Annotated in this window: 10 protein-coding genes; 9 read left to right on the top strand and 1 reads right to left on the bottom strand. The window is 32.2% G+C overall.

Going from position 1 to position 9,111, the window contains the following annotated elements; genetic code table 11:
- From CN514_RS25725 to rpsA, 9 genes are all read left to right on the top strand, one after another.
- Positions 1–698: hypothetical protein (locus CN514_RS25725; protein WP_176525902.1), on the top strand; the 698-nt coding region annotated here is incomplete at its 5' end.
- 33 nt (positions 699–731) lie between these two features.
- Entirely contained in the window at positions 732–1,640 is a 909-nt protein-coding gene (locus CN514_RS13365) for a MerR family transcriptional regulator (protein WP_098233017.1), read from the top strand.
- A gap of 76 nt (positions 1,641–1,716) precedes the next feature.
- Positions 1,717–2,325, top strand: a complete 609-nt coding sequence (locus CN514_RS13360; protein ID WP_025672362.1) for a genetic competence negative regulator — start codon at positions 1,717–1,719, stop codon at positions 2,323–2,325.
- Positions 2,326–2,562: 237 nt separating this feature from the next.
- Positions 2,563–3,843: a Glu/Leu/Phe/Val family dehydrogenase gene (locus CN514_RS13355; RefSeq protein WP_098233016.1), complete on the top strand. Its 1,281-nt coding sequence runs from the start codon at positions 2,563–2,565 to the stop codon at positions 3,841–3,843.
- Between the two features lie 142 nt (positions 3,844–3,985).
- Positions 3,986–4,960, top strand: coding sequence for a YpdA family putative bacillithiol disulfide reductase (locus CN514_RS13350; protein WP_098233015.1), 975 nt, complete (start codon positions 3,986–3,988; stop codon positions 4,958–4,960).
- 330 nt (positions 4,961–5,290) lie between these two features.
- Positions 5,291–6,259 carry an asparaginase gene (locus tag CN514_RS13345; protein WP_098233014.1) on the top strand — a complete coding sequence of 323 codons (969 nt, stop codon included), beginning with the start codon at positions 5,291–5,293 and terminating at the stop codon, positions 6,257–6,259.
- A 147-nt stretch (positions 6,260–6,406) separates the two neighbouring features.
- Entirely contained in the window at positions 6,407–6,592 is a 186-nt protein-coding gene (locus CN514_RS13340) for a DUF5359 family protein (protein WP_069031855.1), read from the top strand.
- A 138-nt stretch (positions 6,593–6,730) separates the two neighbouring features.
- Positions 6,731–7,411, top strand: coding sequence for a (d)CMP kinase (cmk, locus tag CN514_RS13335; RefSeq protein WP_098233013.1), 681 nt, complete (start codon positions 6,731–6,733; stop codon positions 7,409–7,411).
- Positions 7,412–7,519: 108 nt separating this feature from the next.
- The gene (rpsA, locus tag CN514_RS13330; protein ID WP_098233012.1) at positions 7,520–8,638 is read left to right on the top strand and encodes a 30S ribosomal protein S1; all 1,119 of its coding nucleotides are present in this window, start codon (positions 7,520–7,522) and stop codon (positions 8,636–8,638) included.
- Between the two features lie 47 nt (positions 8,639–8,685).
- On the opposite strand, the gene CN514_RS13325 is transcribed toward rpsA, so the two are convergent.
- On the bottom strand, positions 8,686–8,823 hold the full coding sequence (locus CN514_RS13325) for a YpzI family protein (protein WP_069031858.1): 138 nt from the start codon (positions 8,821–8,823) through the stop codon (positions 8,686–8,688).
- Positions 8,824–9,111 lie beyond the last annotated feature (288 nt).

Here is a 9,111-nt window from a genome sequence, read left to right as displayed (position 1 = left end):
AATTAATATCATTGATCGGATTCGTAATAATTTTAGTAATTATTTTATTGTTTAATCGAAAAAGTAAGCTAGAGATTATACATAAAAAAATTAAAATAAAGCATTTAGACGATTCATTACAGTCAATTCAGCTTATATGGATTCCAAATATGGGCGATATTCCTTTCAAATTGAGTGAGATTGGAAAAATTTGCAATCATAATACATTGATTCTTTTAAGTGGTTACTCAAAAAAGAAGTCAAAAAAATATAAAGATGAAAACATCCACTATTTATCTTCTATTGCTCCTGTCTATTTTTTGTGGAATGATTTTGACTATGGTGGCAACTATAGGGATCTAAATGCATTATTACTAGATTATAAAGTTACAATTTTAGAAAATAAAAGTGCATCATTTGAAACTGAAAATGGTACTAAGTTTTCGATTGTTGGTTTAGATGATGTGAAAACAAAGAGAGATCATTTAGACTTTGCACTTGAAGAACGTTATGAAGATGATCTTAGTATTTTAACAAGCTATACTGAAGTCATGGATAGTAATAGTAGTAATTTTGAAAGTATTCAAGTTTATCTGTTTGAAAGAAGTCAATTAAATGTAAATCGAAATCAGAAAACGGTATATTTGGAGCTACATAACAATAAAGGTATTCGCAAACAAAACACAATAACAGTTTTAAATTTTGAAGTTATGAAATAAGTGTTTGTTGTTTACATGCAGGAGGAAAGAAAATTGGCCCAAATAGGAAAGTACAATATAAAAGCAATTTCTAACATTGTTGGGATTTTACCAGGAACATTGAGAGCTTGGGAAAGAAGATATAATATTATAAGTCCTGTACGAAATGATGCTGGCCATCGACTATATACAGAGGAACATGTTTATATTTTAAAATGGCTCGTTCAAAAAGTTAATGAAGGGTTTACAATTGGACAAGCAATTAATTTATACGAAGCAAAAGAGCATAAATCGTCTAATGACAGCTCTCTTACTGAAAATCTTCAATCAGATGCGCTAGTAAATCGAATTGTTTCTTCATTATTATCTTTTGAAGAAAGTGAAGCCCACAATTATGTGAATGACGCATTTAGTCTTTTTTCTGTCGATAAAGTATTATTTAAAATTATTTCAAAGGTTTTCATATTAATAGGTGATAAATGTCGTAATGGTGAAATTACAAGTGCCCATGAACATTTTGCAACGTCTTTTTTGAGAACGAGATTAGGGATGATTTATCAAAATTTACCTAACAATAAACATTTGCCAAAGTTAATCGCCGTTTGTGGACCAGAAGAAAAGCATGAATTAGGTTTATTAATTTTTACGATTTATTTAAGAAGAATCGGTTTTCAAGTTATTTATTTAGGAGCATCAATTGATTCAAATGATGTTGAACAAGTAATAAATGAAGTGAATCCAGCTGGATTTATCATGACTTGTACTTTAAGAGAACATTTAAAGAAAACAATTGATCTAGCCATCTTAATCAAAAAAATTAAACCAGATATCATAATTGGAATTGGTGGACACGCAGTTTCAACTTGCGAGAGCCCAATTATGGATTCCATTCAAGAATTTTATATAGGTAGTCAGCAATCGAACTGGGATGAATGGTTAAAGCAGAATTTTAATTATAAATGAATTTTGACTTTAGAATCACCAAAATTGTATAAAAACATAAACTGTACTATGGTAAATGCAGCAAGGAGGCTAGTTCATGAGGTTGGAACGGTTGAACTACAATAAAATAAAAGTTTTTCTTACATCTGATGATTTATCTGAACGTGGTCTGACAAAAGAAGACTTATGGTATAATGCGCCAAAAGTTCAACAGCTTTTTCAAGATATGATGCATGAAGCTAGCGTAGAACTAGGTTTCGAAGTAGATGGAAAAGTATCCGTTGAAGTTTTCTCTCTTCAAGCTCAAGGAATGGTTGTAATAGTAACAAAATCCGATGAAATTGAAGAAGAGGAAGATGAATTTCAAGACGATTTTATCTCGATGGAAGTAATCCTAGATGAAAGTGAACATATATTGTACGAGTTTTCTACTTTAGATGATCTAATCCTACTTTCTGAAAAATTGGTTTCATGTGATGCTTTAGGTGGGAGATTATTCTCTTTTGAAAATACGTTTTACTTAAAATTCGAGGAGAATGAAATAGGAAGACTAGATCGTGAAACATTTTATGCGATTTTAGCTGAATATGGTAATCCTTCCACAAGAACAATTTACCGTATTATTGAATATGGTAAAGAACTTATCTCAGAAAATGCCATTGAACAACTGCATTTTTATTTCGTTAAAAATAAAGCCTCTCAGTAATTTATTACGAGAGGTTTTACTTTTGTAAATTTTTTATAAATATATTGTATTTCTTCTTATTCTTTCCTTTTCAAATTTTGGAAATAGGAGTATAATGACCTTAGAAAACGCTTACATTAAACGAATATTATATTTTGTTTTCTATGTGTTTATAACTTTCAAAAAGGGATGGAAAGTTGTATACTAATTTCAGAATGAATGAATCTTTTCATAGTTCAAATTTCTAGGGGGTTTACAATGGTTGCCGAGAAATCTACAGAGAAAAATAGCAACACTGAAGAACATTTAGACGTACTAGCGCCTACACAAGTAGTTATTAAAGAAGCGTTAGAAAAATTAGGATATTCAAATGAAATGTATGAACTTTTAAAAGAACCAGTTCGTATGATGACTGTAAAAATTCCAGTTCGCATGGATGATGGACAAGTGAAAATTTTCACTGGTTACAGAGCTCAACATAATGATGCGGTAGGACCAACAAAAGGTGGTATCCGTTTCCATCCAAATGTAACAGAAAATGAAGTTAAAGCCCTTTCAATCTGGATGAGCTTAAAATGTGGAATTGTAGATTTACCATATGGTGGAGGTAAAGGTGGGATCGTTTGTGATCCACGTGATATGTCATTCCGTGAGTTAGAAAGACTTAGCCGCGGTTATGTACGTGCAATAAGCCAAATCGTAGGACCAACTAAAGATATACCAGCTCCAGACGTATTTACAAACTCACAAATAATGGCTTGGATGATGGATGAATATTCTAGAATAGATGAATTTAACTCACCTGGTTTTATTACTGGTAAACCATTAGTATTAGGTGGATCTCACGGCCGTGAAACAGCTACTGCTAAAGGTGTAACGATTGTAATTCGTGAAGCAGCAAAGCGTAGAGGGATTAACTTAGAAGGTGCACGTGTTGTTATCCAAGGATTTGGTAATGCAGGTAGCTTCTTAGCGAAATTTATGCATGATGCTGGTGCAAAAGTTATTGGTATTTCTGATGCTTATGGTGCACTTCATGATCCTAACGGCTTAGACATTGATTATTTATTAGATCGTAGAGATAGCTTTGGTACAATTACTAAACTATTTAATAATACAATTTCAAATAAAGAATTATTAGAATTAGATTGTGATATCTTAGTTCCAGCAGCGATTGAAAATCAAATTACAAAAGATAATGCTCATAATATTAAAGCAAATATTGTTGTTGAAGCTGCTAACGGACCGACAACACTAGAAGCTACTAAGATTTTAACAGAGCGCGGTATTTTATTAGTACCAGACGTATTAGCTAGTGCTGGTGGCGTAACTGTTTCTTACTTTGAATGGGTACAGAATAACCAAGGTTACTACTGGACTGAAGAAGAGGTAGAAGAGCGATTAGAAAAAGTTATGGTACGTTCATTTAATAATATTTATGAAACAAGTGTAAATAGAAAAGTAAATATGCGATTAGCTGCTTATATGGTTGGCGCGCGTAAAATGGCTGAAGCTAGCCGATTCAGAGGCTGGGTATAAGATTATATTTGATGATAAAAACAAGGTGGAAAATATCCATCTTGTTTTTTTTTGATTAGCTATTATTAGACAAATTGAATATTTTACGTAAAATAGTAATAGTAAATATAACTAAGACTCTAGTTTATTGGAGATGTTTCAAATGGAAAAAGTTGAAGTTCTGATTATTGGCGGAGGACCCTGTGGTATTGCAGCTTATCTTGCATTAAAAAATAAGGAGATATCTGCATTAATTATTGAAAAAGGAAATATAGTTCATACCCTCAGTCGTTTTCCAACGCATCAAACATTTTTTAGTACAAGTGAAAAATTAGAAGTGGGAAATATTCCATTTATTATTGAAGGTAGAAAACCAAAAAAACACCAAGCTCTAGCATATTACCGTGATGTTGTTAAACGAAATAGAATAAAAATTAATGCTTTTGAAGAGGTAAAAACGGTTAGTAAGAAAAGTGATTTTATCATCGAATCAGTTACAATAAACGGTGAAGAAAAACGTTATGAAGCGAAAGCTGTTATTGTAGCAACTGGATATTATGATCAACCAAATTACTTATCAACACCTGGTGAACAGCTTAATAAAGTTTCCCATTACTTTTTTGAAGGTCATAAACATTTTAATCAGAAGGTTGTCGTTATTGGTGGGAAAAACTCTAGTGTTGACGCAGCGCTAGAACTAGAAAAGTGTGGAGCGGATGTTACTGTACTTTATAGAGGCAGTTCTTATTCACCAAGTATTAAACCATGGGTTCTACCAGAATTCGAGGCACTTGTCCGTTCTGAAACAATTAAAATGGAATTTAACGCAAATCTACTAGAAATAAAAGAATCATCAGTAGTATACGAAAAAGAAGGACAAATAGTTGAGATTGAGAATGACTTTGTCTATGCCATGACAGGTTACCATCCTGATCATACATTAATAAAAAGTATGGGCGTAAAAGTAGATGACATAACAGGAAGACCATTATTCAACCCAGAAACGATGGAAACAAATATAGAAGGCATTTATATTGCAGGGGTAATTGCTGCTGGAAACAATGCAAACGAAATATTTATAGAAAATGGACGTTTTCACGGTGACTTAATCGTTTCTCACTTAGTTAGTAGTAAATAATTTCAACACTATGAAACCTAGTTATGCTACGTTTCAGAGTGTTGAAACTTTTTTTGATGAATAAGTTTGATTGGAATGGAGGGGTGCTCAACTCCTATGGGATAAGCGGGAAGGCTGTCTCGGCCCCATGGAAAGCGAGCATCCTGTAATGGAAATCAACATCACTCTACTCCTTTTACGAAAATTTGATAATTAATTGACAAGATTGTTTTTAGACAACGTGAAACGTAGCTATGCTGCGTTTTTTTTTTTATTAAGATTTTCAAGCCGTTTTCTGTTTACTTAAAGAATTTTAAAATGTTATAATTTCTTGTGAAATGAGGTGCTAATATGAAAAAAGTAGTATTAATAACAACAGGTGGAACAATTGCTAGTAAACCCAATGCAGAATCAGGTAAATTAGATTCTGGGGCATTGTCAGGTCAAGAAATTGCAGAAATGCTCAATTTACCAAAAGATATAAATGTTATTGTTGATTCTTTTTTCCAAGTTCCAAGTATGCACATAGGCTTCGAACATTGGATGTTGTTAAAGAATAAAATTGAAGAATATTATCAAGATGAAACAATCGATGGGGTTGTCGTTACCCATGGAACTGATACGTTAGAAGAAACGGCTTATTTTTTAGATTTAACAATTGACGATGATCGTCCAGTTGTTATTACTGGCTCTCAAAGATCACCAGGTGAATTAGGTACCGATGCTTTTATCAATTTAAGACATGCTATCTATACTGCATCTGACGAATCTACTCGAAACGTTGGTACAGTTGTTGTCTTTAATGAACGTATTTTTACTGCAAGATATGTTAAAAAAGAACATGCATCTAATATTCAAGGGTTTAACGTATTTGGTTTCGGATACCTAGGTATTATTGATAACGATAAAGTACATATCTATCAAAAACCAGTATTAAAGGATAAATACAAAATTACAAGTGAGTTACCTCAAGTAGATATAATTAAATGTTATATTGAAGCAAAAGGATATTTAATAAAAGCTGCTGTTGAAAATGGCGCTAAAGGTATTGTCCTTGAAGGTGTTGGAAGAGGACAAGTATCTCCACATATGACTGAAGAAATCGAAAAGGCTGTTAAAGATGGCATTAAAGTAATCATCACAACAAGTTCTGAAGAAGGCGAAGTATACCCGACTTATGATTATTACGGAAGTGCCTATGATTTAGTCAATAAAGGTGTAATATTAGGTAAAGATTATGATAGTAAAAAGGCAAGAATTAAATTAACTGTCATGTTAGCATCCGAAATGAATGATATTCTTGAAGGATTCTCTAAATAATTTTTACTTATTCAAAAACGTGCTTTGCACGTTTTTTTGCTAAGTTTAATACTGTTAAAAGATAGATGAATTAAAAATTAAATTCAAAATTGTGTATAAAATTAATTGAATCTAATCATACTGGTAATAAAAAAGGTATGATCTTAAATGAAAAGAATCGAACGAATACTATTTAAATTAATTATTATTCAATTATTTTGTTTAGTCATAAGTCAATACGTCTTATCATTCCCTAGTCTTTCTGTCTATTTAACGAAAATTGAATTATATGAAGGCGTTACGCAAAAAGCTAAGGACGTAACGAGAGAAGTATATAATCATATTGGTAAATAGATGAATTCGTCGGAATCATATGGTAATATAAATTAAAGCAGGCTAGCCTGCTTTATTTTTATTTGTTTTTATTTTTTTAGGACATGATAAGATTAAAGGTTGCTATTGAAGTAGCACTTTTTTTATGTAGGAGGACTTATGAGTAAAAAAATTAGTATAGCGATAGATGGACCTGCAGCTGCTGGTAAGAGTACAGTTGCAAAAATTGTTGCAAAAAAATTAGGATATGTATATATCGACACTGGTGCAATGTACCGTGCTCTAACCTTTAAAGCAATCCAAAACAATATTGATGTAAATAACGAGATGGATTTAAGTAACTTACTTTCAAATATAACGATTAAGTTAATACCGGAAGAAGGTACTCAAAAAGTTTTCATTGATGATGTTGATGTTTCAGAGCCAATAAGAACACCAGAAGTAACTAGAAACGTATCATTTGTTGCAAAACATAGTTTGGTTCGCGAAAAAATGGTCGATTTACAACGTGAATATGCCGTAAATGGTGGGGTTGTAATGGATGGTAGAGATATCGGTACTCATGTATTAGTTGGTGCAGAAGTTAAGATCTTTATGATTGCTTCTGTGGATGAACGAGCTCAAAGAAGACATATCGAAAATGTCAAAAACGGTTTTGAAAGTGACTTAGAGCAATTAAAAATAGAAATAGCAACAAGAGACCGAATTGACTCGGAACGAGAAGTTTCACCATTGAAAAAGGCTGATGATGCAATCTCATTAGATACGACTTCTAAAAACATTGATGATGTTGTAAATGAAATATTAACAATAGTTGAAGGTAAAATAAAAAATATTTAGAAGAATTAGTCATCAGATTTCTTGACTTTTCTGCTTATTTATTAGAAGGTAAAAGAGGATAATACATAATTGGTCTATCCATTTTTAAAACATAAGGAGGAATATGACATGGTTGAAAAAGTAATGCCAGAAGTTGGGGAAATTATCTCATGTGTAGTAGAACAAATTGAAGATAAGCAAGCAATCGTAGGTTTCGGTGGAAAAACAGATGGTATTCTTCCAATAAAAGAAATTTCAAACGTACATATTGAAAATGTAAGCGACGCGCTAACTGTTGGCCAAGAAATTGAATTAAAGGTTATTAAAGTTGAGGAAGATACAGTTGTTTTTTCTAAACGTGCCGTAGATTCAGTTAAAGCCTGGGAACAATTGGAAAGAAAATTAGCTAGTAAAGAAGTTTTTGAAGTAATCGTTACAGAGCAAGTAAATGGTGGACTAATTGCGGACGTAGGCGTTCGTGGATTTATTCCGGCTTCACTTGTTTCAAAAAAATTCGTTGAAGATTTAGGAAGCTATGTTGGTCAATCGCTTGAAGTAGTGATTGAAGAACTAGATCGCGAAAAAAATCGCGTAATCCTATCTCATAAAGCTGTTGAGCAATTAAATGAAGTTGAAAATCGCCGTCAAGCATACTCCTCTATTAAAGTTGGGCAAATCGTTGAAGGTAAAGTAGAAAGATTAACTAATTTCGGTGCATTTGTAAATATTGGTGGAGTTGATGGATTAGTCCATGTATCTCAAATGTCTCATAAACGAGTTACAAAGCCTGAAGAGATCGTAGCTGTAGGAGATACTGTAAAAGTTCAAGTTCTTTCAATTGACAGAGATACTAACCGTATTGCTTTATCAATGAAAGCAATTCAACCAGGACCATGGGATCAATTAAATCCAAGCATTAAAGCAGAAGCAGTGGTTGAAGGGACTGTAAAACGTCTTACAAACTTTGGTGCATTTGTAGAAGTTCAAAATGGAATTGAAGGATTAGTTCATGTTTCTCAAATTGCTGATAAACATATTAAAAATCCAAACGAAGTCCTAACAGTTGGTCAAGAAGTAAAAGTAAAAGTTTTAGATATTAACCCTACTGAAAAACGCTTATCATTAAGCATTAAAGAAGCTGGTGAAGCTGAACTTCAAGAGGATATTGCTAAATACGTACAACCAAGTGAAAGTGGTTTCCAATTAAGCGAATTACTTGGTGATAAATTAAATAAATTTAAAAAATAATAAAAAATCCTTCAGCCATTTGCTGAAGGATTTTTATTTGGAACACTTTAGTTATGTTGATTTTCAGCTCTTGCTTCTTCAGGTGTGTCTAAACGCGTAGCACCTTTGTTATGAATGCTTTGATCTCGATCAGATTCAACTCTTCTAGATTGTTTAAGTTTCTTTTCTTGACGATCTTTTCCCACTCGTTTCACCTCCAAAAAAATCTCATTTATAGATTCGTTTTAAATGCAACTTCTTATACACTTTCTTTTTTATTTGATTATTTTTGAAATATGAATTGTTCATACTAGTACTATTAGGAGGTTTTCGTGTGCAAGGTAGTTTATTTATCATTACTTCTTGGATTATTGTTTTAATTCTTTTACTTTATCGGGATCGAACTAAGAAGAATTTCTTGAATTTAGCGGGAGTGCTTATAATAATCAGCTGTTCGGCTTACACAATTGATCTATTTTCAATTGATATAAATT

Origin of the sequence: Bacillus sp. AFS001701 (assembly GCF_002559405.1) — a bacterium.
Taxonomy (GTDB): Bacteria; Bacillota; Bacilli; order Bacillales; family Bacillaceae_G; genus Gottfriedia.
This window is presented reverse-complemented; position numbering and strand designations above follow the sequence as displayed.

Coding starts and splice junctions, on each gene's coding strand:
- CN514_RS13360 (WP_025672362.1), top strand. CDS start 1,717: ATGAGGTTGGAACGGTTGAACTACAATAAAATAAAAGTTTTTCTTACA.
- CN514_RS13355 (WP_098233016.1), top strand. CDS start 2,563: ATGGTTGCCGAGAAATCTACAGAGAAAAATAGCAACACTGAAGAACAT.
- CN514_RS13350 (WP_098233015.1), top strand. CDS start 3,986: ATGGAAAAAGTTGAAGTTCTGATTATTGGCGGAGGACCCTGTGGTATT.
- CN514_RS13345 (WP_098233014.1), top strand. CDS start 5,291: ATGAAAAAAGTAGTATTAATAACAACAGGTGGAACAATTGCTAGTAAA.
- CN514_RS13340 (WP_069031855.1), top strand. CDS start 6,407: ATGAAAAGAATCGAACGAATACTATTTAAATTAATTATTATTCAATTA.
- cmk (WP_098233013.1), top strand. CDS start 6,731: ATGAGTAAAAAAATTAGTATAGCGATAGATGGACCTGCAGCTGCTGGT.
- rpsA (WP_098233012.1), top strand. CDS start 7,520: ATGGTTGAAAAAGTAATGCCAGAAGTTGGGGAAATTATCTCATGTGTA.